34 protein-coding genes and 1 pseudogene are annotated in these 24,672 nt (G+C 59.6%); 19 read left to right on the plus strand and 16 right to left on the minus strand.

Annotated elements, in window-relative coordinates; genetic code table 11:
• Nucleotides 1–292: 292 nt before the first annotated feature.
• The 12 genes from AC13QY_RS25745 to AC13QY_RS25800 all read right to left on the minus strand — a co-directional run bounded on the left by AC13QY_RS25745 (nt 293) and on the right by AC13QY_RS25800 (nt 11,815).
• Complete coding sequence (locus tag AC13QY_RS25745; RefSeq protein ID WP_488494178.1) at nt 293–2,122, minus strand: DNA primase family protein; 1,830 nt, start codon at nt 2,120–2,122, stop codon at nt 293–295.
• Nucleotides 2,123–2,129: 7 nt separating this feature from the next.
• A complete protein-coding gene (locus AC13QY_RS25750) occupies nt 2,130–3,353 on the minus strand; it encodes a DUF7146 domain-containing protein (RefSeq protein ID WP_488494179.1) in 1,224 nt (407 codons plus the stop codon).
• Nucleotides 3,354–3,360: 7 nt separating this feature from the next.
• Complete coding sequence (locus AC13QY_RS25755; protein ID WP_488494180.1) at nt 3,361–4,581, minus strand: phosphoadenosine phosphosulfate reductase domain-containing protein; 1,221 nt, start codon at nt 4,579–4,581, stop codon at nt 3,361–3,363.
• Nucleotides 4,578–6,365: a DNA cytosine methyltransferase gene (locus AC13QY_RS25760; protein WP_488494181.1), complete on the minus strand. Its 1,788-nt coding sequence runs from the start codon at nt 6,363–6,365 to the stop codon at nt 4,578–4,580. Before AC13QY_RS25760 ends, AC13QY_RS25755 begins: the two co-directional genes overlap by 4 nt.
• A complete protein-coding gene (locus tag AC13QY_RS25765) occupies nt 6,355–6,702 on the minus strand; it encodes a hypothetical protein (RefSeq protein WP_488494182.1) in 348 nt (115 codons plus the stop codon). Before AC13QY_RS25765 ends, AC13QY_RS25760 begins: the two co-directional genes overlap by 11 nt.
• Nucleotides 6,699–7,238, minus strand: coding sequence for a hypothetical protein (locus AC13QY_RS25770; protein ID WP_488494183.1), 540 nt, complete (start codon nt 7,236–7,238; stop codon nt 6,699–6,701). The genes AC13QY_RS25765 and AC13QY_RS25770 overlap by 4 nt, the downstream gene beginning before the upstream one ends.
• Nucleotides 7,238–7,660 carry a hypothetical protein gene (locus tag AC13QY_RS25775; RefSeq protein WP_488494184.1) on the minus strand — a complete coding sequence of 141 codons (423 nt, stop codon included), beginning with the start codon at nt 7,658–7,660 and terminating at the stop codon, nt 7,238–7,240. The genes AC13QY_RS25770 and AC13QY_RS25775 overlap by 1 nt, the downstream gene beginning before the upstream one ends.
• Nucleotides 7,657–10,272, minus strand: coding sequence for a DNA methyltransferase (locus tag AC13QY_RS25780; protein WP_488494185.1), 2,616 nt, complete (start codon nt 10,270–10,272; stop codon nt 7,657–7,659). Before AC13QY_RS25780 ends, AC13QY_RS25775 begins: the two co-directional genes overlap by 4 nt.
• The gene (locus AC13QY_RS25785; RefSeq protein WP_488494186.1) at nt 10,272–10,634 is read right to left on the minus strand and encodes a helix-turn-helix domain-containing protein; all 363 of its coding nucleotides are present in this window, start codon (nt 10,632–10,634) and stop codon (nt 10,272–10,274) included. Before AC13QY_RS25785 ends, AC13QY_RS25780 begins: the two co-directional genes overlap by 1 nt.
• The gene (locus AC13QY_RS25790) at nt 10,631–10,825 is read right to left on the minus strand and encodes a hypothetical protein (RefSeq protein ID WP_488494187.1); all 195 of its coding nucleotides are present in this window, start codon (nt 10,823–10,825) and stop codon (nt 10,631–10,633) included. Before AC13QY_RS25790 ends, AC13QY_RS25785 begins: the two co-directional genes overlap by 4 nt.
• A complete protein-coding gene (locus AC13QY_RS25795; RefSeq protein ID WP_488494188.1) occupies nt 10,822–11,283 on the minus strand; it encodes a hypothetical protein in 462 nt (153 codons plus the stop codon). The genes AC13QY_RS25790 and AC13QY_RS25795 overlap by 4 nt, the downstream gene beginning before the upstream one ends.
• A gap of 253 nt (nt 11,284–11,536) precedes the next feature.
• The gene (locus AC13QY_RS25800) at nt 11,537–11,815 is read right to left on the minus strand and encodes a hypothetical protein (protein WP_488494189.1); all 279 of its coding nucleotides are present in this window, start codon (nt 11,813–11,815) and stop codon (nt 11,537–11,539) included.
• Between the two features lie 56 nt (nt 11,816–11,871).
• Between AC13QY_RS25800 and AC13QY_RS25805 the strand changes: the two genes are divergently transcribed.
• The gene (locus tag AC13QY_RS25805) at nt 11,872–12,558 is read left to right on the plus strand and encodes an XRE family transcriptional regulator (protein WP_488494190.1); all 687 of its coding nucleotides are present in this window, start codon (nt 11,872–11,874) and stop codon (nt 12,556–12,558) included.
• 249 nt (nt 12,559–12,807) lie between these two features.
• Here AC13QY_RS25805 and AC13QY_RS25810 read toward each other — a convergent pair whose 3' ends face one another.
• A complete protein-coding gene (locus AC13QY_RS25810; protein ID WP_488494191.1) occupies nt 12,808–13,137 on the minus strand; it encodes a hypothetical protein in 330 nt (109 codons plus the stop codon).
• Nucleotides 13,138–13,211: 74 nt separating this feature from the next.
• On the opposite strand from AC13QY_RS25810, the gene AC13QY_RS25815 reads away from it, so the two are divergent.
• From AC13QY_RS25815 to AC13QY_RS25895, 17 genes and pseudogenes are all read left to right on the plus strand, one after another.
• Entirely contained in the window at nt 13,212–13,445 is a 234-nt protein-coding gene (locus AC13QY_RS25815) for a hypothetical protein (protein WP_488494192.1), read from the plus strand.
• Nucleotides 13,446–13,454: 9 nt separating this feature from the next.
• Nucleotides 13,455–13,697: a hypothetical protein gene (locus AC13QY_RS25820; protein WP_488494193.1), complete on the plus strand. Its 243-nt coding sequence runs from the start codon at nt 13,455–13,457 to the stop codon at nt 13,695–13,697.
• Nucleotides 13,697–13,912 carry a hypothetical protein gene (locus AC13QY_RS25825; protein WP_488494194.1) on the plus strand — a complete coding sequence of 72 codons (216 nt, stop codon included), beginning with the start codon at nt 13,697–13,699 and terminating at the stop codon, nt 13,910–13,912. The genes AC13QY_RS25820 and AC13QY_RS25825 overlap by 1 nt, the downstream gene beginning before the upstream one ends.
• Nucleotides 13,909–14,604, plus strand: coding sequence for a hypothetical protein (locus tag AC13QY_RS25830; protein ID WP_488494195.1), 696 nt, complete (start codon nt 13,909–13,911; stop codon nt 14,602–14,604). The genes AC13QY_RS25825 and AC13QY_RS25830 overlap by 4 nt, the downstream gene beginning before the upstream one ends.
• Before the next feature lie 2 nt (nt 14,605–14,606).
• A complete protein-coding gene (locus AC13QY_RS25835; protein ID WP_488494196.1) occupies nt 14,607–15,272 on the plus strand; it encodes a hypothetical protein in 666 nt (221 codons plus the stop codon).
• Nucleotides 15,272–15,772, plus strand: coding sequence for a single-stranded DNA-binding protein (locus AC13QY_RS25840; protein WP_488494197.1), 501 nt, complete (start codon nt 15,272–15,274; stop codon nt 15,770–15,772). The genes AC13QY_RS25835 and AC13QY_RS25840 overlap by 1 nt, the downstream gene beginning before the upstream one ends.
• Nucleotides 15,773–15,777: 5 nt before the next feature.
• Nucleotides 15,778–16,098, plus strand: a complete 321-nt coding sequence (locus AC13QY_RS25845; protein ID WP_488494198.1) for a hypothetical protein — start codon at nt 15,778–15,780, stop codon at nt 16,096–16,098.
• 12 nt (nt 16,099–16,110) lie between these two features.
• Nucleotides 16,111–16,452, plus strand: a complete 342-nt coding sequence (locus tag AC13QY_RS25850) for a hypothetical protein (protein ID WP_488494199.1) — start codon at nt 16,111–16,113, stop codon at nt 16,450–16,452.
• Nucleotides 16,453–16,481: 29 nt separating this feature from the next.
• Nucleotides 16,482–17,432 (plus strand): DUF2303 family protein, encoded by a 951-nt coding sequence (locus AC13QY_RS25855; RefSeq protein ID WP_488494200.1) that lies wholly within the window; start codon nt 16,482–16,484, stop codon nt 17,430–17,432.
• Between the two features lie 52 nt (nt 17,433–17,484).
• Nucleotides 17,485–18,024 (plus strand): hypothetical protein, encoded by a 540-nt coding sequence (locus AC13QY_RS25860; RefSeq protein ID WP_488494201.1) that lies wholly within the window; start codon nt 17,485–17,487, stop codon nt 18,022–18,024.
• A complete protein-coding gene (dnaN, locus tag AC13QY_RS25865; protein ID WP_488494202.1) occupies nt 18,011–19,123 on the plus strand; it encodes a DNA polymerase III subunit beta in 1,113 nt (370 codons plus the stop codon). Before AC13QY_RS25860 ends, dnaN begins: the two co-directional genes overlap by 14 nt.
• A gap of 9 nt (nt 19,124–19,132) precedes the next feature.
• Nucleotides 19,133–19,903 carry a WYL domain-containing transcriptional factor gene (locus AC13QY_RS25870; protein ID WP_488494203.1) on the plus strand — a complete coding sequence of 257 codons (771 nt, stop codon included), beginning with the start codon at nt 19,133–19,135 and terminating at the stop codon, nt 19,901–19,903.
• Complete coding sequence (locus AC13QY_RS25875) at nt 19,896–20,408, plus strand: DUF1643 domain-containing protein (RefSeq protein WP_488494204.1); 513 nt, start codon at nt 19,896–19,898, stop codon at nt 20,406–20,408. Before AC13QY_RS25870 ends, AC13QY_RS25875 begins: the two co-directional genes overlap by 8 nt.
• Nucleotides 20,405–20,875: an ASCH domain-containing protein gene (locus AC13QY_RS25880; protein WP_488494205.1), complete on the plus strand. Its 471-nt coding sequence runs from the start codon at nt 20,405–20,407 to the stop codon at nt 20,873–20,875. Before AC13QY_RS25875 ends, AC13QY_RS25880 begins: the two co-directional genes overlap by 4 nt.
• Nucleotides 20,875–21,282, plus strand: a complete 408-nt coding sequence (locus tag AC13QY_RS25885) for a hypothetical protein (RefSeq protein ID WP_488494206.1) — start codon at nt 20,875–20,877, stop codon at nt 21,280–21,282. Before AC13QY_RS25880 ends, AC13QY_RS25885 begins: the two co-directional genes overlap by 1 nt.
• Nucleotides 21,279–21,443, plus strand: a pseudogene (locus AC13QY_RS25890) (helix-turn-helix domain-containing protein); the annotation flags it as partial. The gene AC13QY_RS25885 and the pseudogene AC13QY_RS25890, both read left to right, overlap by 4 nt.
• A 17-nt stretch (nt 21,444–21,460) precedes the next feature.
• The gene (locus AC13QY_RS25895; RefSeq protein ID WP_488494207.1) at nt 21,461–22,618 is read left to right on the plus strand and encodes a tyrosine-type recombinase/integrase; all 1,158 of its coding nucleotides are present in this window, start codon (nt 21,461–21,463) and stop codon (nt 22,616–22,618) included.
• A 136-nt stretch (nt 22,619–22,754) separates the two neighbouring features.
• Here AC13QY_RS25895 and AC13QY_RS25900 read toward each other — a convergent pair whose 3' ends face one another.
• On the minus strand, nt 22,755–23,165 hold the full coding sequence (locus tag AC13QY_RS25900; protein ID WP_113329025.1) for a BA14K family protein: 411 nt from the start codon (nt 23,163–23,165) through the stop codon (nt 22,755–22,757).
• A 174-nt stretch (nt 23,166–23,339) separates the two neighbouring features.
• On the opposite strand from AC13QY_RS25900, the gene AC13QY_RS25905 reads away from it, so the two are divergent.
• The gene (locus AC13QY_RS25905) at nt 23,340–23,600 is read left to right on the plus strand and encodes a hypothetical protein (RefSeq protein ID WP_112723085.1); all 261 of its coding nucleotides are present in this window, start codon (nt 23,340–23,342) and stop codon (nt 23,598–23,600) included.
• A 168-nt stretch (nt 23,601–23,768) separates the two neighbouring features.
• On the opposite strand, the gene AC13QY_RS25910 is transcribed toward AC13QY_RS25905, so the two are convergent.
• Together AC13QY_RS25910 and AC13QY_RS25915 are read right to left on the minus strand one after the other, a co-directional pair.
• Entirely contained in the window at nt 23,769–24,098 is a 330-nt protein-coding gene (locus tag AC13QY_RS25910) for a hypothetical protein (RefSeq protein ID WP_069616257.1), read from the minus strand.
• A gap of 248 nt (nt 24,099–24,346) precedes the next feature.
• A partial coding sequence (locus AC13QY_RS25915; RefSeq protein ID WP_488494208.1) for a porin occupies nt 24,347–24,672 on the minus strand: 326 nt, incomplete at its 5' end.

Below are 24,672 nucleotides of genomic sequence, written 5' to 3' on the forward strand. Positions count from 1 at the left end.
GTTTCGATAGTTTTGCGATAGTTTCAGAGATAGTTTTTATTAGGAATTTCAATGAGTTCGATAGTTGCGATAGTTTTCCTACCTATAAGGGACAATTTTAATCCCCCTTACCCCGCCGTTTTTCATAGATATAACGCGCGAAAACTGTCGCAACTATCGCAAGTCATTGATTTTGCTCACCCCACACCCCCTGAAAACTGTCGCAAAACCGTCTCCTGAACTATCGCAACTATCGCAATTTTGGAGCGCGTAGCGATGGTATCCGAAGGGTCGGATGGGGTTTCGGGGAACATCAGAAGACCTCCGGCAATGGCTCGTCATCGCGGAAGCGGCCCGGTGGCGGCTCTGGCATCTCGCTGGCATGGGCTTCCGGCACATCGCGCAGGCGAATGCCAAGATAGTAGTGCAGGCGCTGCGACGTATCCTTCTTGAACTTCTTCGACATGGCCCGGCCGAAGGCGGTCACATTGATGGGCTTGCCGCCCTCGTCCTCCGTGAAGCGGCAGTAGGCCGAATAGAGGAATTTCGCCTGCAGCGGATCAGCTTGCTCATCTCTCACGACACAGCGCGCCACAAAGGCAGATGTCCTGTCCATGTCGTCGCGATATTCCTGCGTCGCGCTTCGCACCGCGTCGGGGATGACCAGCCCCTCCTTGAGGTAGATTCTGACACCCTCGATCAGCCAGTTCAAAATACCGGGATACTCCGGCCTGAAATAGGCGAGCATTTCCTCGAACTCCCGCCGCTCCCGCTCCGGCACCTTGACAGGCCAATGCACGACGGCCATTCGTCGCCATATTCCGTCGTCGTTGCCGCTGATTTTCGGATAGCCATTGCCGCTCATGATGACGACGAAGATCGGGTCGAAGTCCATGTAGCCCATGAAGAGGTCGCGGGCTGTGATCGTCTCGCCGCCGGTCAATTCCTTCACCAGGTTCTCTTTCAGGTCCTCTCCCTCCGGCAGCTCCTTGACGCGCAGAAGGCGGCGGCCGAGCAGTCTTGCCAGATCCGGCGACGCGCCCCCCGATGAGCCGCTTTCCCCGATCAGGCTCGTCGCCGGCAAGGTCACGGCAACCTCGCCCAGCAATCTGCAGAGGGTTTCCATGTAGACTGATTTGCCGTTGGCGCCATCCCCATAATGGAAGAACAGATATTGCACCGTAATGCCAACGAGCCCCAGCCCGGACGATACCTGCACTAGCCTCCTGACCTCAGGATCGGGGAGCATCGTCTCGAGGAACCGCATCCATCGCTCGCATGTGGCCTTCGGCTCGTAGCGAACCGGCGCGACATGCGTAATCAGGTCCTCGCGGCGATGCCCCTTGATGACCTTCACGTCGGCCGAGACGCAAACATCGACCATCTCGGGTACGTTAGGCGTCTCTTCTTTGCTGATATATTTCGGATTGGCCTGCCGGTTCATCTTGCGCTCGAAACGCAAGGTGGCGTTCTGGACGGCGAAGCGCATCCGGTCGGCGTTCAGCTCGTCGGGAGATTTGATGATATGCGGCGCAGCGCAGGCGAGTGCGGCATTCATGCGGGCGATATTCTTCGAAGAAACAGCATGATCCATGCGTCTCTTGACCCGCTTTCCGAAGGCGTCCAGCGCTTTTTCGCGGGCGGCAATCAGTCGGCGCATGGCAACGTCGATATCCTCGCCGGCAGCATCTGCATCCGCCGCGGCCTTTCCGGCATCGATCTTCTCCTGCTCGGATCGCGTCGGCTTGATGTAAAGCCTCTCCAGCGCGATCCGGTCTCCGAGCTGCTGGGCGATGGCGAGCGCCTTCGGGCCGCCGTTGGAAATGTCCCAATGGGTGCCGGTCCAGACGCCGTAGAGCGCTTGCTTCGCCTTCTCCTGGCTGACAACGAGCAGATCCTGCCCGAAATGCTTCAGCAACCGCTTGCCATTGTCAGTGTCGGAATGATCGAGCCCCGAGCAATACTCTAGAGTCGCCTTCAGCTCTTCATCCGCGGGAGGCTCGCCGCCTTGATCGATAGTTTCATCCGAATCGTCTGAGACGGATGGGGTTTCGGGGTCATCGCCGATACCGCGCTGCGCCAAGGCCTCCTGCACGATTTCGCGCAGCCCGTCTGGCATTGCCGTCGATAGATTATCCTGCATGCTCGCCCTATGCCTTTTCTGAAAGAAGTTTGGCCCAGTCCGTCCCTTGCGGCGGCCACCAGATGGTGATGTCGCGTCCATCGCGGGCCTGTCGCGCCTTTGCGCGCGCCATCGCGGCTGCGGTGAAATAGAATTCGCTGTCGCCGTCGGCCAAGAGGATCAGCGCCGTGCAATGGTCGGCGATCTGAATGCCGTCCGTTGGCGACTGGTTCGGCCGAGGAAACGGATGAACGCGGATTTTCTTGCCGGATGCGTCAATGACAGCCTCGCTCCGTCCGGCGCTTCGATCAGCCGGACCTGCCAGGTTTCCGAGGTCTCCGGCCGCGAAATAGAAGGTGTCGTCACGGAAGCGCTCGAAGCCGGCGACGGCCGCTACATTCTCTATCCCCTCGCCGCCCAACCATCGCGTGGCCGACATATCCCCGCACACCGGGATGAGATATCCCTTCTTCAGTCCCCGCATCTTTTTGGTCGGAAGAGGATCGCCCTTCTCGTCAAGACCGAGATCGGGCCGATACTTAGGATGACGCGACAGATCGATCCATGTCTGATGGCAGCCGACGACATGCCCCTGCAGGTCGACGATCGGAGCGATCATGGCCGGCCCGACATGATGGGAAATCGGATTGCCGCGCTCGTCCATCCGATGCCAATAGGTGCAATTCGGCGCGAAGCGGATGCTGTCGAAGACTCCAGGAGCCATCTCGAAGCCAGAGCGCAGCCGCAGATAGTCGCGCAGGACGCGATCCATTTCATGCGGCAGCTGCAAGGCATTGAGATAGATGCCGCGCGCTTTTCGCACCTCGCGATCGCGGTGAGCATCGTTCTGTTCCTGCTTTTCCTTTTCCCGCCGCTGCCGTCGATCTGCGAGCCTGGCTATACGGGCGATACGCTCTGCCTTTTCCTCTTCAGTCTCCTGCCTGCCAAGTTCAGGTTTTGGAGCCCCGTCTAGCGCGATCGAACATGCCTCGAGCAGATCGGGCAGCTTGTGCAAGTCGAGATCGCTGACGTAGCCGACAAGGCTGATGCCTGTACGGCCGCCGATCTCGCTACCCCGGCAATACCAGGCCTGCTTTTCGGCATTGATCGAGAAACGATCCTTGCCGCCACAGACCGGGCAAGGCTGGCCACGATCGCCACTCAGCACCCTGATGCCGAGCAGTCTGGCGGCCTCGGTCACCGAGACCTCGTTCGCCTTTTTAATGAATTCTGTGATAGCGGGATCGCGCATGACAGCCTCAAAACCGCAGCAATGGTTGTATGGAACCATCGGGAAAGACCGTATCGAGAGGCGTGTCTGCCGTTGGCTCGTCACCATCCCAGCCATTAGGCCACGTTTGCAGATCGATCAGCTCTCGTATCCTTGCTTCCTCCTGCGGGTTGATCAGGTCAACCTTCGGGCGATCGAGGCGCGCGGCCTGTAGGTTTATTTCGGATTGGATTGAAAGAATTCGATCAAGCGCCATAAGGCGAGCTTCGAAAGTAAGTGGCCCCATCCGTTGCTTGTTCTTGGCTGTCGCAACATCACCATTGGTGTCGATACCGGTTTTCTTCAGCCGGTTTTTAGGCAGGCGGAGTTCGCGATAAAGCGGCTTCAGGCCGAGCAGAGGAGCGATATGCGACCAGAATGGAACGCGCAGCACGGTTTCAAGACCGAGATCTCTGGCAGCGAGCGGGCAGCCGTTGCAGCCGGTTCTCGCATTGATCTCCTGCGCCTCGTCTCCGCCGTAGGCGTCGACGACGGCTGCAGTATCCCATGCGCCATACTCTGCCATTCTGGCGTAAATCTTAAGCCAATCGAAGACATTGCAGACCCGCCAGTGCAGGATGGGAGCGAGCGTCGCGATCTTGCCTCTGATGCCTTTGACTTCGGGAATAACCTGCTGATACCAGCCCTGACCGCACTCTGCGCCGTCCTTGCCGCATGACATGGCGATTCGTCCGTCGCGGATCGCGCTCTCACCTTGGCGAACGCCAGTGATCATCAGGATCGAGCCATCCAGCTCGCTGATGCGTCTTTCCAGCGCCGCAGTCATCGGATCGACTTTGATCTGTCGCGTACACCAACGGAAGGTATTGTTGTTCGGTGGGGGAACGCCGCGCCCGAGCATATAGACCAGAAAGCGCTGATCCATCGGCGCGCAGACCGTCTCACAGTGAATGCCGCGAGCACGAAGCCGATCGAGAAGATTGGCAGCGGCGATCGCTAGCGGTGGCAGCTCCATGCGCGTGTCCGCATAGAGAACCGTGATGCTTTTCGGAGCCGAAAGCCGTCCCACATCGATGAGATGGATGATCACTGTGAGTGTCGCGGTGCTGTCCTTGCCGCCGGAGAAGGCAAAAACCCAATGATCGTGCGCTGGTCCATAGGCCTGCATCGACTGCATCGTCATCTCGATCGCCTCGTCATAGACGAGGCGATTATCCCCTCCAAATAAGGTCGGTTGATGCATCGTCATGCCGCCAACCTCTCTTCTACCAGGTGACCGCAATTGGCAGCGACCAGCGCTTCCGCGACCGGCGGGCAGACGCTGTTGCCGACGCAGGATACCTGGACAGATTTCGAGAACGGCACCCAGGCCGGGCCGCCATTGTGGCCGATGCGAGATTCGTCGAAGTAGCCGTCGATCTTGTAATCGGCCGGGAAGCCCTGGGCGTTGTATAGCTCGCGCGGCGTCAGCATGCGCATGCCGATATCGACGATGACGAAGACGTAACCGTCGATCTCAACAGTGACGAACTCGCGCTCGTCCCATAGCCCGTGCGACCGCATGAATTCAGCGACCTGCCGAGCCCGCGCAGCCTGCGCTTCAGTGAAGGGCGGCATACCGACGATCGCCTCGATATGGGCGTGGCGCGGCTTGACAGTTGCCGTGCGCATCGCCTCATCCTCGCGAGAGCCCTCGCCGGTCCCGTAATAAGACTGCAGATAAGGCATCACCAGCTGGCTCTTACCCTGGCCGTCTGCCATGATCGTGCCGGAAGGCTGATCAACGGGATGCCCGGTCGAGGTGCCGAACTGGCGCGCAATATAAGCGGATACGAGCTGCTGGTGACTGCCGCTCTGCGTGATCGTCGAGGCAGCCTCGTTCATCGGCCGACCGGGATTGACGCCACTTGGCATGCTCTTGTCATTGTTCGCTTGCGCCATGAACGCCATAGCAACACATGCATCCGCCTTCGCCGTAACGGTTGCCAACTGTTCAGCCCCGCCACGCGGACGGCTTTGTCCGGCCCTGCCGCCGCAACCTACCACGGTCGGGACTACCAGCGCCTTCTCACCGCGATGCGCAGCTGTGATGACGCGCGCTGGCTCGTCAATACTCTCGAGCCGCCCTCCATGCGTGAGGTTGACCAGGAACGGCCGTTTAGCGCGAATGACGAAACGATCCAGTCCCCTGGCAACCCGCGCATTTGAATTGACAGCCAATGGCCGCACGGCGCGCAGGCCGTATTTCTGCCAGATCTCTTCGGCCGTATCGAAAATCGATGGGCAAGGAATGCTCCAGTCGATGCAGTCGGCGACGATCGGCCACGGCTGCAGCCGTCCGGCGACGACATCGGCATCATCCGGAGCGCCATGCGTCGGCTTCGGCCATACGATCTTCAGGCCGTCGAAGCGCATGATGATGAAGAGGCGTTTGCGGATCGTTGGCGCACCGTAATCGCGGCCGCGAAGCTCGCGCATCTCGATCTTGGCGCCGAGCTGGCGCAGCTTCTTGCACCATTTCTGGAAGGTCTCGCCCTTGCGCTCCGGATCTGGCATCTCGCCCTTGTCCGTCTTGATCAGTGGGCCGTAATCCTTGAATTCCTCGACATTCTCCATGATGACGACGTCGACCTTACCGCCGCTCTTCTGGATGCGCTCGATCCATCCGGGAATGATCCAGCAGAGATCGCGGATGTTGCGCGAAACCGGCTTACCGCCCTTAGCCTTGGAGAAATGCTTGCAATCCGGGCTGAACCAGGCGAGCCCGATATGCTTGCCGCGCAAATAGTCTAGCGGATCGATGCGATAGACGTTTTCCGAAAGATGAATCGTGCCCGGATGGTTGGCGGCATGCAGGGCGAGCGCCGCCGCGTCGTGATTGATGGCATAGTCCGGCGAACGGCCCAGCGCCTTTTCAATCCCGGTCGACGCTCCACCGCCGCCGGCGAAGCTGTCGATGATGATCGGCCGGGATGGCGACATCGGCGTGAGCGCTGTATCGGACAGGCCATCGAGGAGGGATTTAGCGTACATGCGCCTGCCCTCCGATCCTCGGCCGATCAGCAAGCGGCGTGTCTGGCACGCGGCAGGCGTCCAGATCGTCCGGCTGGGCAATGCGAACGATACCGGTCCGCTGAAGCGTCTCCAGCGTGCGATCGAGATCAAAGCCAGCCTGCGTTGCCGGCCAGTTGCTCCGGTTGGCCGTAATGAAAGCCGTACCGGTGCGAATGCCGCGAAGGTCGGTGGCCTTCGTGATGTTGCGGAAATTCTGCATCCGGCCCGGCTCAAGGCCATGTGCGCGCGCGGCGTGATAGCACTCGAAGAGGCTTGGCGCGATGATCAGCAGGATCTTGGGGCGCTCGGATTTCATGCCGCCTCTCCATGCTCGATCGTGGCGAGCAGAGCGAGGCCTGCCTTGGTGACGGACCACTTCGCCGGCTTGTTCTTGCTGGCAACGCGCAACCGGGCGACCAGCCCCTCATCGAGCAGCTTTGACAAGGCAGAATCGAGCGATTTGATCGGCAGCTTGACGGCCTCAGCCATGTTAGCGCGCAAGGCGCAAACCTGGCCATTCTTGCCGCCAGCGATCCATCGCAGCACCGATACCTGTGAGCGCGAGACCTCCAGACCATCGATATCGATGCGATCTCTGCGCTTTTCAGGCTCACGACTGCTGGGCTGGACATCGTCGAAAGGCGACGCGCCGAGGCTCGGCAGATTGTGCAGATGCCTGCCTCTGGATATCTGCAGGACATCGAAATGATGCATGCCCAGCTTTGCAGCCAGCAGCATGACGCTGCTGCCGCGCTCCATCGCCAGCAGCACCAGTTCGGTCTGCAGATGCGGAGCCATGGCCGCAAAATTCTTCGGCTCAATGTCGATAGTCTGAAAAGCGACGAGCTGCATCAGGTGTACCTCGATTGCGATGGACGATGGATGGGAATGACGACGGCGGAAGATGGCGGCATGTCGGTGGCCAGCTGAAACTCGCCGCGTTCGGCGAGTGCTTCAGTAACGATCTCGGCCTCGGCCGCGCGACGCTTGTCGTTCCACTCGTCGATACGGGAATAGAAGGCGGCGCTGACACCTTCGATGCCACCGGCCTCGCGACGGTCGAGCCAGGCAAGTTGCTCAGGCGTCGGCCGCTTGTCGGACCAGCGGAACCAGCGGCCAATGCAGCGCGAGCCATTGGGAATGGCCCGGATCATCGCCGGCGTAGTCACGATACAGATGAAGGAAGGTACTTCGGACAGCAGGCAGCCGATCTCGGAAATAGCGGCCTTTGCAGGATCGTCCGTGACGATATAAAGGCGGATGCCGTCGCTCATTCCGCAGCCTCCATCAGGTCGAAGAGGCTCGGCATGGCGCGCGCTTGCGCTTCCGCCTCGACATATTTGCAGCCGTCGAAGAAATATGTCGGGTTCAGCTCCACACCGACGCCTTGCCGGCCATGCCGCAAGGCGCGATAGGGAACGGTCATCAGGCCGCCGAACGGATCAAAGACGATCTCGCCCTGCTCGCTGTACTGCGCGATGGCGCGGTCGACGATGTCAAACTGCAGCGGGCAGAGATGCAGTTCCCGACCGGCCGCCGCCTGCAGCGTGTTCATGGAGAGCATGCGCGTGATGTCGGACCAGACATCGTCATGCTTGGAATGCGGCGGCAGTAGCATGAAGGTCGAGGGCAGCATGCCGCGCTCTTCCAGCGCCTCCGCCACCTTCACATGGTGCTCGAAGTCGTAGACCGCTTCGAGGCTGTATTTCTTCCAAAGCTTGAAGATCTGGTTAGCTTCAAGGCCGAGCAGTTCCTGCGGCCGCAGCTGCCGATCGCCAGACGAAGGCTCGTAGCCATGGGCATCGAGCTGCCAGCGGGCGCGGCTATAGGCATCCGGATTTTCCCAGCCGGCATTGTGCCCAGTACCCGCCCATTCCTTCTTCAGCTTCTTGACCGGATGGTCGGCATAGCCGTTCGATGAATCGGAGGGCGGCTTGCGGAAGATCAGCAGATATTCCGGCAGGCCGTTGCCCATGCGTGACCCGTCCTTACATTGCTCGGACCACCCGAGCCGGTAGGTCTGGTTGTTTTCGCGAACGACATCGGTCGTGATCGTCTTGCGCGACAGGAAGGCGAAGCCGGCCTTCTTGAAATGCGCGACGCAATCGTCGGAAAAGGGATAGACGGTCTGGAAGCCGAGACCCGTCATGCCGCCGGGCACGATGCGATCCTTGACATGGATCGCCGCGATGCGGCCTGGTGACAGGACGCGCAGCAGCTCCGGGATCAGATAGTCCATCTGCTGCCAGAAGTGCTCGTTGTCGTCCGTATGGCCGAAATCGGCATAGTTCGGCGAATATTCGTACTGCGTCGAAAACGGGATCGAGGTGACGATCAGGTCGACGCTGTTGGCGGCCATGGTCTTCGTTTCGAGGACGCAATCATTGTTGACGAGCTTGTACCCGTCGCCCGTCACCTCAATCCTCTCGACGCCCATGGCGCGTTGCAGCGTTTGCGCCATGGCGGCGGTCGACAGGCCGTATTCCTTGATGATCGCGGTCATGATCGCCCTCTGTTCGTTGTGACGGCGCCATTTCGCTTCCAGGCTGTCGCGCGCCGGCCGCTCGGCCTCGGTGTAGATGAGATCGAGACGAACCTTGTGCGTCTGCAGGAATCGCTGGATGCGGTGGACAGCCTGGATGAAGTCGTTGAACTTGAAGCCGATCCCGAGGAAGATCGCCCACCAGCAGTGGCGCTGGAAATTGCAGCCGCTGCCCATGATCGATGCCTTGCCTGCAAGTTCTGCAATGCGGCCTTCGGAAAAGTCGATGATCGCCTGCTCGCGGCGCTCAAGGTCCTGGTTGCCGTAGACGGTCGCAATGCCGGGAATGGCCGTCTCTATCGCATGACGCTCGGCTTCGAGATCATGCCAGATCAACCGGTGCGCATCGGGATCTTCGGCCCGCAACTCCATCATCTTGGCGATACGCGCCGGCATGCTGTCGCGCTTCTCGCGTGCGGCCTCGGAAAGCGAGGCGGCGGCATTACGCAGCAGCCTGCCCTGCCCGTTCTTCTCGTGTCCCGCCGCAGAATGATCGGCTGGCAGCTCGTGCCAGTTGATGATCATGTCAGGCAGGTCGTAGCCTTCGTCGGAGAAGCCGAGATCGGACGGCTTCTCGACAAACAGGCCCCAGGACGCGACCCAGAGCCAGAATTCCCGCTGCTTGTGCGGGTGGATCGTCAGCGTGTCGGCCTTTTCCGAATTGCGCTTGAAGAAGCGCGTCTTCGCCTGACCGACATCCATCACCTCGAGGAATGCGCTATAGGCCAGCAGCTCGATGAATTCGTTCGGGCTCGGCGTCGCGGTGTTGACGAACTTGAACGGGAGACCGTCGAAGAGCCGCATGAATTCGCGAAAAGTCTTCGAGCCGCCGAAGCCGCGCAGGCACGAGGCCTCGTCGAGGCTGGCGGCGGTGAAATGCTTCGGATCGAGCTTGCCGTCGCGGACCGTCTCGTAATTCGTCATGTAGAGGCCGGTCTCCCCTGCCTCCGCTATCGAACGAATGAAGGTGATCGACGGTATGCGCTCCGGATGCCCCTTCTGCCAGGCGCGCAAGGCCTTGCGCTGCGCCGGCGTCACCTTCGGATGCTTGCCGGTCGCAAGCGTCTCGCAATCGCGCCGGAATTCCTGCCGCACGCCGAGCGGGATGACGATCAGGCCGCGGCCGCCAAATCGGGCGAGAATGATGCGGATCAACTCGATCTGAATGATGGTCTTGCCGAGGCCGAAGGCGGCGAAGATCGCGCGGCGGCCGCCAAGACAGGCCCATTTGACCATGGCGCGCTGATGCGGCAACAGGATGGGATTGATTTCGTCATCCGAAACCTCGAAACCGCCGACCGGCGCCATCTGGATCTTGCTTGCGAGGAAGCTGGCATAATCCATCACGCCACCACCCCGTCATTATTCTCGGTGTAGCGGCCCTTGATGCTGTAACCACGGCCCCAATGGTTGACGATCTCAATACCGTGCGGTCGCAGCTTCTTGCGTATTTTATGGATGAAAACACTAACGGTATTACTTGATGCCACGTCATCGTCAATGCCGTAGAGCACGGCCGCGATGCTGTCGTATGTCGCCAAACGCCGGCTGGAAAGATGGCGGTAGAGTATAATTTCAGCGCGTGTCAGCTTATATTCCAACGGTACGACCGTTGCTTCATCAACGAGGATCGATCGCAGCTGCCGAACCTGTTCCTGAAGAACTTCAATTTCCTCGTGGAGGCGAGCAATGATCTTGTCCGTCATTGCGCCCCCCTGTCATCGCTGCCGATGACATTCTTCGTCGTGAACCGGTTTTGACCGCGACGACCATCATGCCCACGCTCGATGTCGATCTGCGCGACCAGGTCTGTCGCCGTCCCGCGGCGGACGATGACGCGCCCGAATGGCGCATCGATCCGCGTGACTACGTGGAGATAGAGTGATTGCGTGATCACTTGCTCCCTCCCTGACGGACGCGAGCGAGCATGTCCTGCACATCCATGTTGTGCTCGGTCAGCCTGGCTTCGATTTCCCGCTTCTCGCCCTCGTCGAGGTGATCGTCTGCCGTCGCCTCGAACATCACCTTGGCAATCGCCATGAAGCTTTCGACCAGCGCGAAGACGTCGCGGGACTTGATCGGTGCATCGACGGCACCTTCCGCCGCGACCAGCCGATAGCCCTGGATGGATGCGAGGACGCGCGTCACGATCGGATCGCCCGCCGCCAGCTCGGCATCGAGAACGACATCGATCGGCATGAAGTCCGGATAGTCGATGCCCTTGTAGCGGGTGAGCTGACCCTCGCTGATCCGCCGCGTCACCTGCAGCAGGTCTTCCGCCATGCCGACGGAGCGGACGAGCGTACCCGTCCCCGTCTTCAATCGCGTTCTCTGATGTTCATTCGATGCGCGCATGGTCGCGGCTCCAAAAGTCAACGAAATTTTCCCGCGCGAATTTCGCTGATCCGCGCGCAGGCAAAGGCTAGTGATGATTTCAAGGCGTCAGACGACGCGGACGGAACTCAAGGAGGCCCGCATGGCATGCAAAACGAAAAGAGAGCACCGGAGCCGGAAACCGGCGTCGAGCCATACACGCGGCTCCGGTGCGCTGCGCAGCCAGCCAGGGAGGAATGGCGGCGCTGGAGAGGATAAATGCGGAAGGACAGCATCATTCGGCTGCCTCCTTGATCGCGACAGGGCGATCAATGCCATCAGGCCAATCAAGGTCCTGAGGCCAGTTCGTCGAGAACCACATCATCGCCCGCTCGAAAGTGCCGGTAGCCAAATCGCCGCCTCGGGCGATGTCATCAAGTTTCGAGCCCCGATTAAGCACGATGGTCGAGACCCTTTTGCGGCCAATACCGGCCGCTTCGGCGTATCGATCAGCAACAACGATGATTTGTTCCCGGAGCATCATGCGGCAATAAATGCGGTCAAATAGCCGCATCTGTCAAGGACAAATAACCGCTTTCAATAAATTTCGATGCGGACGATAATCCGCACATGGAGAAAACCGTGGTCGAAAGATTAAAGGATATCATTGCGGCACAAGGCCTTACGCCCGAAGCTGCCGCGGCAAAGTGCGGCCTGGAGCGGAGCTATTTTCGTAAGCTATTCGAACGCCCAGACGCCGCGCCGCGTGGCAATACACTTGCGAAGATATCGACCGGCCTCGGCGTTTCCATTGAGGAGATCCTTGGCGCACCCTTGGCGCCTAGCAAAATCGTGCAGCCGCCGGAACTGAGAAGAGCAGATGCTGAAGCCCCCGCCTTCGGCCTTCTCGCGAAGGACGTTCCGGTCCTAGGGACCGCGGCCGGCTCGCATATACGCGGCGCGTTCCAGCTTTCAAATGACCCTGTCGACTATGTCCGCCGACCGGCAAGCCTTATGAACGCGCGCAAAGTCTACTCGCTCTACATCGAAGGCACCTCAATGGAGCCTCAATATTGGCCAGGCGACCTGATCTTCGTTCATCCGGACAAGCCGCCGCGCTCAGGAGATGCCGTCATCGTCCAATGCCGGAACGGCACGGATGATAGCATGGAGGCGACGATCGGCATCTACGCTCGCATGACAGGCGAAAAGTTCGTCATCCGCAAGCACAATCCCAGCGCCGAGATCGAGATCTTGCGGACGACCATTATCGCCGTTCACAAGGTCCTGACCAACAACGAGATCTACGGCGCATAACGCAAACAATAACCCGAACACGATTGATGGAGCCCGGATGCACTCAGCATTCCGGGCTTACTGATTCGCGGCAACACCCAAATTTCCTGTAGTCTTTTCATGCGATTTATCCGCAATGCGGACATTTGACCGCTTATCCAGTTGACAGCGGTCATTTATCCGCATTATTGTCCGCATCACAGTCCGCCTCAAATCAGCGCCGCATGCCGCTGAGCCTTGTTGGATAGGCAGGACCGGAGAGAGCGGATGTTATTTCTTCTTCACCAGCCCACTGACGTTTCTGCCGCCCGGCCCGTAAAGGGCGAGCGCACTCTCGCAGACGGCCTGCTCCGGCAGATCAGCCATCTTGGCCTTCAGCTTCAAGGCATCCTGCAGCATTTCCGGCTGGTCACGGTCCATATCGATGCCATTGGCATTGGCCACAAGCGCCATCAGCACTGGCTGCGGCTCGATGCTGTGACAAAGCGAAGCCGCGGCGGTCACCTGAGCGATGTGATGCATCGCGTTTTCGCGGCTTCCGGCAAGGCTCTCCTGCGCCAAAGCGGCAGTGAGCGCCACGGCGATCAAAACTCTCTTCATCCCAATCCCCTTCGTTCAACCCATCATTGCATCATCGCCGCTTTTCATGGCGGCGCAAGAGGAGGCCCGCGCCCATGATCCGCTTTGTGAAGTCGCCCGAAGCCGGGTCTGCCGCAATTGCGGTTCGCCCGCGCTGCATTCCATCCGTGATCGACCGCATGGCCGAAGCAATCTGCGAGATCGGCGGCGCCGGCGAGCCGGTGACCGAGGAGGCGCTGCTCGCCCGCGACTTCTCCCCCGACGTGGTCCGCCGCCTGGCGCCACAGGCTCGCGCCGCCGCCCGCCGCCGCTTCGTGAAGCACGTTTGAGGGCGAACCATGCAGCGCAACGCCCTTACTTTGGCCCTCAGTTCCAGCGCCATCAACGATCGCCGCCAACGGCTTCAGAGCGAGCTTTCGGACATGCCGCCATCCGCCTGTCCGGCAAGGCGCTCGTGCGTCGAGGCGCAAATCGCCTTTCTTCGCGAGGCTCAGATCTGGCGCATGCGGCTGATCGAGCTGACCCTCGTCAGCATCATCTTCTACTGGCTTGGCTTCGAGATTGCCGTGAGGTGCCTGTAATGGACCGCAATCACTTCACCCCTTTCATCGTCGACGATCCCGGCCCACGCCACAAGCCGAAGCGTGACCGCCGCTGCCTGATGCTGACGGTCACCACAGTGACCTGCGCCGTGTGCTGGGCGCTCGGGATGGTTCTTTTCGTCATGATGATCAGTGGCAACTGGCATACGGCCTCCAGCATGCAGAATGCCGGGCAGCACGAGGTCGGCCGATGAATGCAATTATGCGCCTCTGCAGCAAGACGATCTGGGCATTCCGCGATGATGGCTCGCGCTTCGACATGAGCGCGCCCGACCCGGCAGAAATCTGTTTTGCCGTCATGGCCGGGCGCTTGTCGCGGATCAATCGCTTCAATGGCGTGCCGACTGCCGGCGGTTATTCCGTTGCCCAGCATTCAGTCATGGGTGCGGAAGCGCTGCTCAACGAGGGCGCGGATGAATTCGTCGCCGGCATCTTCCTTTTGCATGATGGGCGCGAAGCTGTGATCGGCGACGTGATCCGCCCGACGCAGAAACTGATCGAAGCGACGATGACGGAAGCGTCAGCCAAGATGGCCGGCGAATTCACAGACATCTTCGAAGGCATTGGCGAGCGCTGGGACGAGGCGATCTATGCCGCCGCCGGGCTGCCCGCACCGTCAGCCTGGACGCCGAAAATCCGCAAGCTCGTCAAGAGCATGGATGACCGTATGTGCGGCGCCGAGGCGCGCTGCCTGCTCGGCTCCAGGGCCGAAAGTGAGTTTCCCCTGTCCCGCTATCCCGCGCCGAAAACAAAGGGCGCCATCCGGCCCTGGGGCGCGATGAAGGCGGAAGAGGCCTTCATCGCCTGCGTCAAGCGGCTGATCGGCGAAGATCGGTTCTATCAGGCATCTGCCGTTCACGCGACCAAACGCGAGCTGGAGAAATAACCATGCCGGGAATTGACATGCATATCCTGCAAACCTTCGTCAACGGCCGCGCGATCGGCCTGACTGTCGGTGGCGGCGCCTATGACGAAGGAGTCAGCAAGGTCGGCCTGACCCAGCGCTACATTTTCGAGAAAGACGCGATCGCGCTCATGAACCAAACAGGCGACATTATCGCCGGCCCGCAGAACTTCGCCGACGCTCAGTTGCTAGCAACGGCAATCGTCGAGGGCAATGAGCGCGCGCTCACCACGCCGGGCGCAATGCTGCTGATCGCCAGCGCTTTCCTCGCCTCTTGCTCCGTCGGGATCGAAACGAGCGCCAGGACGGAACAGTCCAAGGCTATCGGCGATGTCACTGCAGAGAGACGACGTCAGATCGAGGAAGAAGGCTGGACGCCCGAGCAGGACGATGATCATTGGGATTACAGCCTCACCAAGGCAGCTTGCGCTTATGCCATCGGCGCGACTCTGGATGACGCGGAGCGGTCGGTCATGGATACGAATGGCGTATCCGGCACTCCTTTCCGAGTGAAATATTTTTGGCCCTGGAGCACCCAATGGTGGAAGCCGACAGGCCGTCGGCGCGACCTCGTAAAGGCTGCTGCCCTAATAGTTGCTGAGATTGAGCGCCTCGATCGCGAGGACGCTAAAGACAGGGGTATTGCCTGATGGCCGGCTCCGTCAACAAAGTCATCCTCATCGGCAATCTCGGCGCCGATCCGGAAGTTCGCCGCACACAGGACGGTCGACCGATCGCCACGATCAATGTCGCGACGTCGGAGACTTGGCGCGACCGGAACTCGGGCGAGCGTCGGGAAAAGACCGAATGGCACCGCGTGGTGATATTCAACGAAGGCCTCGCCAAGATCGCCGAGGACTATCTGCGCAAGGGCGCCAAGGTTTACCTCGAAGGCCAGCTGCAGACGCGCAAATGGCAGGATAGCAACGGCCAGGATCGCTATTCGACCGAAGTCATCCTGCAGGGCTTCAACGCCACGCTGACCATGCTCGATAAGGCCGAAGGCTCCGGATACCGCCCCGGCGGCAATGGCGCCGACGATTACGGCCTCGATGGAGACCGCGCCTCCGGCCGCAGCACGACCGGCTCATCTGGCAGCTTCGCCCGCGATCTGGATGACGATATCCCATTCGCCCCGGAATGGCGGTGACCGCCATGAACGGCAAGGAAACCCTTCTCCAAACGCTCGGCGATGGCAGCCTGCACCTGATCGGACCACACAGGCTGGCGGCGATCGAGCTGCAGAAGCAGCGGCGAATCTACATCACCGAGATCGCCGACAAGATGTTCGCCTGCCTGTTTCCGCGCCCCGAAAAGGCGCGGCTACAGGAAGCCCTCGCGCGTCACAAAGTCGCCTACTACCGCCAGGCGCATACACCCGGCCGCGATGAAGACGCAGCCCGTGTCGAGGCCGAGCTCGGCGCGCAGTTCCGGGCCATCGGCCTTCCACCCTCCTATCCAGTCGGTTTCCTCTGAAAGGACATTTCCATGAAAATTATTCCCAATTCGCAGGCGCTGATCGGCATGCTGGAAGGCGGCGAGCTGAATGTCGACCTGACGCAAAAGCTCGACGAGACGCTGGCCGAGCTTGGCACCCTCTCGGATGACAATCCGAAGGTGGCGCACAAGGGCAGCCTGACGCTGAAGCTCGATTTCTCGGTCGCCAACGGCATGGTCACCATCAATGCCGATATCGCCACCAAGACGCCGAAGCGGACCCGCCGCTCGACAGCCTACTGGATCACGGATAGCGGCAAGCTCTCCACGGAGCATCCCCAGCAGCACGACATGTTCTCCGGCCCGCGCGACGCATCCGAGCGCCGTGGCTGACACCTCTCCGTAACCTGAAAGGACGTTTCATGAGCTCTTCCAACCAGACTACCGGCAGCACAAACGCTTTGCCGCAAGGTGACTCTATCAAGGCAATCAAGGCGCTTGCGGATGCTGCAGGTACCGACCTATCCGTCGCCAAACTCGGCACACCAATCCATGGATTGCCTGATGCCATCCCGGTCCTCATCAATCGTGATAGCGGCCAGGCGGTAGGCATCCTCAACCTGTTCGAAGCCTATCGTTTCGCGCCGGCTCGCAAATCTGGCACGGCCAAGGTCACGACGCTTGAGAGCTTCATCGAACTGGTCAACCGCCATAAGACCAGCGACACAGCTATCTTCGCGTCCACTGATTGGCAGAAGCCGTCGCTGACCGCCATCATCGACTATCACGAAAACGCCAACGGGGGCTCGGCCGATAACGGCAAGCATCGCATCCACTATGAATTCCCGCTCTCGGAAGAGTGGAAGGCATGGAACGCGATCAACGGCGAGAAGCTTCAACAGGTCGAGTTCGCCGAATTCATCGAGGACCATATCGCGGAGCTGTCGGCACCGGATACCATGGAAGAAGAAGACTTCCGCACCAAGTTCGGCTTTAAGGTCGCCTATCCGAACGAACTTGTTGCGCTCTCGCGCGGCCTCCAAGTGCACACCGAAAGCCGCGTGAAGAACAACGTCGTGCTTCAGACAGGCGAAGGCGAAATCACCTGGGACGAAGAACATCGCGACGCAGGCGGCAATAAGCTGAACGTGCCGGGCATGTTCATCCTGTCGGTTCCGCCCTTCTTCATGGGCGACGCAGCTCGCATTCCCGTCCGCCTGCGGTACCGCGTCCAAGCAGGCGCGGTTGTCTGGATCTGCCAGCTCTACCGTCCAGATGTCCATATCACCCAGCAGGTTATGCGTGATCTGGAGCGCGCCGCCAGCGAAACCGAGCTGCCTCATTTCCAGGGCGCGCCGGAAATGTCGGCCTAAGGCCATCCACCAGGGCGGCCGGCAGGCCGCCCACCACGCCGGAGACAGCAAAATGTCACGCGAATGGTATCCTGAGATCCTTATCGACGAATGCTTGCCCAAAGGCAGAGATAGTGCTGAAGCATGGCTCGATCCGGATGAATTCAACGGCCAAACAGCAGTTTATTTCGACGAACAAACCAGCATGGAAGCCGTCACCTATTGGTATCCCGGCGATACCGTCGTTTTCAAATGGGTCGAACAACGCGGGCACGTCGTTGTACATCTTATGCCCGACGGCACCATCACATCGTCGCTCCGTTGCCCGGAGACGCTGGACATGTTCGATAATAAAGCGCCCGAGGGATCTACCAACATCATCCCAGCTGAGACGAATGCCTTCTGGGATGAAGATGGCGATGTCGTCGCAACCACGATCGAGGAATTCGCGAGAGTATATGCGGATGCCATGACTGGGTGGATGCATCCTGACGGGGAAGACATCGTGGTTCTCATGACCCGCTGGAGCGATCGACTTTCCTTCATCATCAGCGCGGACGGCAAGAGCCTGACGCCAGTTTCCTCCGAGGCTTCCAATCATGTTCACGGTTAAGAAATCCGCCCTGCAGGCGGCGCTCTCGCTCACGTCGAACATCGTCGAGCGCAAGAACACCATCCCGATCCTGCACAACGTCCTGTTCGATCTCTGGCCCGGCACGGGCAGCAACCGGCTGATGGTGAAGCTCACCAATCTCGATGTCGAGGCGCAAGTGCCGTTCTCGGCCGAGATCGACAACGCCTTCTCGCCCTTCACCATCCCGGCCGGGCTGCTCTCCGATATCGTCAACAAGCTGCCGGACCAAAGCGACATCAAGGTGACGGTCACCGATCGCGACGCAAAGATCGCCTGCGGCCGCTCGAAATTCAGCCTGCCCGTGCTGCCGGCGTCGGACTTTCCCCCCATGAAGGTGGAGAACTTCCCCTATGAGATCGCGCTGAAGGCAACTGCACTTGCCGCAGCTATCGACCAGGTCTCATTCGCGATCTCGACCGAGGAGACGCGGCACTATCTGAATGGCATCTTCCTGCACGCGATCGATGCCGGGCTAGCGCTAGTGGCAACCGACGGCCATCGCCTTTCGAAGCGCGTCATCGCGCCAGATAAAGGGCTGGATACGAACATGATCGGCGTCATCCTGCCGCGCTATGCGACGAGGATCTTCAGCAAGGTTCTGCCGAAGGACGGCGATGTCACGCTCCGCGTCTCCGAATCTCTCGTTCAGCTCGTCGCCGGTGATACGATCCTGACGACGAAGCTGATCGACGGGACCTTCCCAGATTATGAGCGCGTCATTCCGCGTGAGCAGGCGACGACGGTCGAGATCGACCTCGACGATCTCAAGCGCTCGGTCGACCGCGTTGCCACCATGGCGAACGGAAAAAGCAACGCCATGAAATTCGCCTTTGCCGACGAAGCGCTGGTCCTCTCGGTGCGAAACCCCGATAGCGGCGACGCCGAGGACGAGCTGACCTTTACCGGCGACGCCGATATCCAGATCGGCTTCAACGGCAAATACGTGGCCGAAGCCCTATCCCAGCTTGGCGGAGACATCATCTCGCTCGCTATGAGCGACAGCGGCTCGCCGGCCATCCTGCGCGCCCGCGGCGGCCAACCCGACGACCTGATCGTCCTCATGCCAATGCGGATCTAGGAGGCGATTATGGATGACCAGAAAATACCGGACGAGCCAACCCTTGCCGCACTGCAGGAATGGTTTTCTGTCGAAGCAAGATATCGATACTTCCATCCAAATGTCATCGAACGGATGGAGCGTACTCTGGCAGCGGCGGGGAAAGCAGCCAGAGAAGCCGCGCCGACCCGTTCGATCGGCAGCCCGATCGAATTGATCTACACCAATTGGCGCGGCGAAACTGCCGTCAGGAAGCTCAAGCCGCTGCATATTTGGTTCGGCGCCACAGACTGGCACCCTGAAGCGCAATGGCTCTTGCGTGCTTTCGATATCGAGAAGCAAGCGGAGCGTGATTTTGCGCTCAAGGACTTCGGCGCTCCATCGACATCTGCAGAGCCGCAGGCTGCCAAAGCCGCGGAGCGTGAACGCCTTCGCTTTGAAGGCGATCTGGATAGGTGGATGAAGGCGATTGGCGCCGGTATCACTGGCTACCAGCCGGAAGCGTATTTTATGATGGATCACGCATGCGCCGAGCTTGTGAAGCTGCGCAGCAAGGTTGCAGAGCTACAGTCGCGCTATGAAAATTGGCGGCCTATCTCTGAACCGCCGCACGAAGTCCAGATGAATACTCTGCTTTCCTTCTGGTGCGTCGAAAGCGACGACGAAGAAGGCTATTGGAGCACCGGCAGTTGGGATAATCGTCCGGAGACCGCACAAATGTGGTGCTCGATCGTTTCACCGCTCGGCCCCCATTCGGAACAGATTGCCGCCCTTCAGCAGCAGGAGACAGGCAATGGTTGATCTTCTCTTGCGCCGATCCGCTGTGTTTTCCGAATGCGGATTATATCGATATCTGCTCGAACATGACTTCGGCGTAGAGGGTCCTGTCGTTTCACTCGGCATGATCAATCCATCCAAAGCGGACCGAGAGCGGAACGATCCCACGATGACGAAGGTCGACGGCTTCTGCGCTCGTCTTGGCGCAAGCAAGGTGACCGTATGGAACCCGTTTGCCTTAATAAGCAAAGACGTTCGCGATCTCCGGAACGCCGGCGATCCTGTGGGCCCAGAGAACGATGCCTATATCGAGCAGGCGATCCGTGGCGCCGACATTCACATTGTCGCATGGGGACCGCTTTCGAAGCTGCCCAAGCCTTTGCGCGGCCGTTGGCGCTCTGTCGTTGACGTTCTCGATCGTGCGGGGGCAAAGCCCATGTGCTGGGGCACCGCGCTCGATGGTCATCCTCGCCATCCCCTGACGCTCGCCTACGCCACACCGCTCGTCCCATGGAGTATCCCCCAATGACAAACATGACCGAGCTTCCAAGGCTCGCCCTTTCGGTTCGTCAGCCTTGGGTGCATTGCATCCTCCATCTCGGCAAGCCGGTAGAAAACCGCAAATGGTCAACGAAGATCCGCGGGCCGATCTGCCTGCATGCCGGCAAGGACATGACAGATGATGAATGGTATGACGCACTGGACGTAGCTCGCGAAGCCGCGCTTCGCAATCCGTTTCCTGATGGCACGCGCTTCCCGGGCAAGACCAATCTCCAATTCGGCGGCATCGTCGGCACGGTCGAGATCGTCGACTGCGTCACATCAATGGACAGCCCTTGGTTTTTTGGCCGCTATGGCTTCGTCCTCCGCAATCCAAAGCCGATCGATTTTATCCCCGTCAAAGGCGCGCTCGGTTTTTTCGACTGGCGAAGGAACTTGGCCGACCAGCCACCCGAAACCATCCCGGCCGAGCCCGCGCAACGGAGTTTCCTCTGATGAACGACATCATCACCTTTCAGAAGCGCCTCGGCGCCTGGATGCACGAATGCTTCGGCGAAACCGTCGCCGCGGACGCCCACGAGCGTAACCATCGATTCCTCGAGGAGGCTTTGGAACTTGTGCAGGCCAACGACTGCACGCGCGAGGAAGCGCACCTGCTGGTCGACTACGTCTTCGACCGCGAAATAGGCTCGATCAGCCAGGAAGTCGGCGGCGTGGTGCTCACGCTCGCGGCGCTCTGCAACGCCGTCAAACGCGACATGTTCATCTGCGGCGAGGTGGAACTCGCCCGCGTGAACACACCGACGATGATCGCCAAGATCCGGGCAAAGCAGGCGACGAAGCCGGCCAGCTCGCCTCTGCCAGGTCGGTCGCCGACGGAAATTGGAGCCGATGGAAAATGAGCGATCTTCTCACTCTGAAGGAAGCGGCTGATCAGCTTCGGATATCAGAGCGACAGCTCCGAGACTTGACGGATGATGGCCTCGTGCGCTGGATTAACGTCGGTCGGGGGAGCAAGCGCCCCTCGCGCCGCTACACGCAGGAAGATCTTGACGAATTCAAGCAAAGGCGATCCCAGCAATGTCCGTCTATAAGCGCCCCGGTAAAGAGACCTACTCGTATGACTTCATCGTCAGGGGCCGTCGATTTTCTGGCGATACTGGCGCAACGAAAAAGCGAGACGCAAAAGCATTCGAAGACAGGGAACGGGCGCTCGCCAAGGCCGAAGTAATCGCAGGCGAGCCAGATCCGGGCGGCATCATGTCATTCGAGACCGCCGCCCTGCGCTGGTACCGCGAGATCGGCCAGCATCATAAAAACTATGAGACCACCCTTCGGAACCTTGACTGGCTCAAGCGCAACCTCGGCGCTGATACCGATTTGCGAAATGTCAATGATGCCGTTGTCGCCAACCTCGTGGCGCGCCGCCGCGGCGAGCGCGTGCGCCGCATACACAAGGATGGTACGATCCACGAAGGGAAGCTCGTCAGCCCTGCGACAGTCAACCGTACCTGCACGCAGCCTCTTCGCGAGATCTTCCTTCGCGCAAGGGACGTCTGGAAGGTATCGGTAGGAGACGTCAGTTTCGGAAAGCACATGCTGAAGGAGCCGGACGAGCGTGTTCGCGAAGCCTCGATCGACGAGGAAGGCGCCATCATGCAGGAATTGGCGCCAGGCTATGACGATGCGGTGAACTTCGCATTCCTGGTCGCATGCCGGCGGATGGAGATCCTTGCGCTGGAATGGACGCATGTCGACTTCTTCTCGCGCCGCTTCACCCTCCATGGCAAGGGCGGCAAGATCCGGACAATCCCCATGTCGCAGGAAATCTTCGACCTACTATGGGCGCAACGCGGCAATCACGATGAAAAGGTCTTCACCTTCGTCGCTCGCAAGACTAGGAAAAAGGATGGCTTGATCAAAGGTCGCCGCTACCCGCTGACGGAAAGCGGCCTGAAGAGCGCAATGCGCCGGGCTGTCCCGAAATCCGGCGTAACGAACTTCAGGTTCCACGACACGCGCCATACCGGCGCTACCAGAGTGCTTAGATCATCGAACCTGCGCGTCGTGCAGAAGCTGCTCGGGCACGCCGATGTTGCCACGACGGCGAAGTACGCGCACGCGCTCGACGACGATATTCGCAACGCTCTGGAGGCGGCAAGAAGTCCCACGAAAAATCCCACGGATACTGCGCGAGAAGCTGATAAGAATTTGAAAGCTAAGGGAAAATCCAACTGAGGGACTATATCCCCCAGTCAAGTGCGCTACCGGGCTGCGCTACGCCCCGACCTGCCGAAACGGCTTGTTTCGTTTAGAGTTTAGCGTTTCCCGACGCAAGCGAAAAGTGTCGGCCTGCTCAGAAAAAGTTGCCGTTTCAACGGCACAGCTGCCTCGGTCCGCGGCTCGGCTGATAGGTGTTATCGGAGGCGCGATAAGAGCGGTAGCGGCTTGCGCAGTCACGCGCATGAACGCCGTAATAGCTCTGTGAGCCCTGCCTGTTGAACAGCGTGCCGGTCACAAAGGATTTAAAGAGCACGCCGCTATCCGAATCGTCGTCATAATAGCTGTCCGAGCCATGCAGCCGATGGCCGCTGCCCCAACGATTATGGTGATGATGCCAATGGCCGTGGCCATGACCGTGATCGCGCACCTGGATGATGTCCGACTGTCCGGTTGCAGGCACGGTCAGGGTCGGCATGGTGACGGCATTCGCCGGCATGGCGGCACCGGCCGCCAGCAAAAGACCAAAGCCTGCGGCAGTTATCGATCTCGCAATCGTAAACATATGCGACTCCTTCGAAATCCGGCGGCGCAATCAAGTAAATCTGCACAACAACCTTGCTGCCGAGCACGCCGTCATTATCTGTATATAGTGATTTGGAGCCACACTCATAGATGCCCTTCCGTCTTTATGTGCGACGGATATCGCAAGACGGAAAGTGGGCGGAAAGTCAAAGCAATGAAGCCTTATATAATGACTCTCCTGTTATGTGCACCGCTGCTTTCCTCGTGCAATACGACGGAATCGGTGCAGCCCATCCCGGGCAGCATTACCTATGGCGGCCAGCCGCATATGAAATTGACGAAATCGCCTCCCGGATCGCAATTCCAGCATCACTTCACGAACCAGTGGGGCCAGGATGTTATCGAAACCTATATTGTCCAGCCGGACCGAAGCGTGAAGCTCGTGAACCGCCAGGAAATGAGCCCGCCAGACTAGAGCCGTTTTCTTCGAAACGCGAAAACGCCCATCCACTTGTCTTTCCATATCTCTGGACGGAAAATCGCCGCAGTCTCCTGGAGCCGCTCTGGAGGTTCGTTGGCCTGAAACGAAAACTCCGTCAGCGTGAGCCGACGGAGCGTATTGGAATGCAGATAAAAGCCACGCTTACCAGCAGCGGTAGCACCGACGGTAATAAGGCCGGCCGTAATAGCCGCGGTGATGATGATTATCGCTGACAGCGGCGCCGACGAGAACGCCGCCGATGATGCCGGCGGCGGCCAGGGCAGCAGCCTGGTTTTCAGCCTGTTGCGCCTGAGCGCGATTGGACTGGTAGGTCGCGCCGACGCAGCGGTTATAGCGCTGGGTACCTGGGCGGAAGCCCTGCGACTGGCAGGTCATTTCCGCATTCATCGCAGATTCCTGCGGTGTCTGACAGCTCGATAGAATGGTTGATATAGCGACAAGGCTCGCCGCCATCGTGGCACGTATGCGCATATTCCCTCCGGCAATTTAGGATACAACCCCAGAAAGCGAAATACAGCCAAAGGTAAGCTTTAGCAAGCCAACCTTATCAAGCACCGCGCGAAAATCCGTCAAATCGTGGCAAAACTGCACGCAAGGATGGCATCGTGCTTAACGGCCGGATAGCAGCATAGTGCAAAATGAAAAGACCCCGTTGAGACGGGGCCTTGATATCCGATTTGCACGCCCGCAGCCCATCGAGACGGCGGGCGTGTTTTAGATCAGAAGTTCCGTTCGAAACGAAGGATGCCGGCGACCGTATCATCTTTGATGTAGTCGTAGTGCACATAGGTGAGTTCCGGCTCGACCAGGAAATCCTTGACCGGATAGATCTTGAGGTTTGTGGTCGCTTCGAACATCTTGGATTCGGTATAGGCAAGCTGCAGATTCCACTTCAGCTTGTCGTTGACCGGTACGCCGACGCCACCCCAAAGCGCCCAGTCACCCCAACCACATTTGGCGGCATTCACCGTACCGTTCGATCTCGTGCAAGCTGAGATGTCCTGGTTCGTGCCTGCATATTTGTTCAGCTTGTCGCCGTCCGTAT

This window comes from Martinezella sp. CNPSo 3795, from assembly GCF_057784475.1.